Source organism: Alkalihalophilus lindianensis (genome assembly GCF_032843265.1).
GTDB lineage: Bacteria > Bacillota > Bacilli > Bacillales > Bacillaceae_D > Alkalihalophilus > Alkalihalophilus lindianensis.
This window is the reverse complement of the sequence record NZ_JAWJBA010000829.1, coordinates 1-246: the sequence shown is the minus strand read 5'-3', so window position 1 is coordinate 246 and position 246 is coordinate 1. Positions and strand designations below refer to the sequence as shown.

Sequence of the window (246 nt, the reverse complement as noted above, 5' to 3'; positions counted from 1 at the left end):
GACCCGGCCTATAACCCGTCGGGCGTGATTGCCCCGATTTCGGAAACGTTCAAGCAGCTTCAGCCGAAGATCACGATCACCTATAAGCCCAACAGTGTCCTCACTATTTTCGGAAACTGGGGCATGGGATTCAAGGCCGGTGGCTTCAATCCGGCCGGCACCGAGGCAATCATCAACGGCTATTTCAATCCGCCGCCGCCGACGGGCATTAGCGCCGGAATCTCGGTTCCCGATCTGATCAAAAAG

General features: G+C 56.5%; 1 protein-coding gene. It reads left to right on the top strand.

Annotated elements, in window-relative coordinates; translation table 11 throughout:
- On the top strand, positions 1 to 246 hold a 246-nt coding region (locus tag RYX56_RS24480; RefSeq protein ID WP_317124404.1), incomplete at both ends, for a hypothetical protein.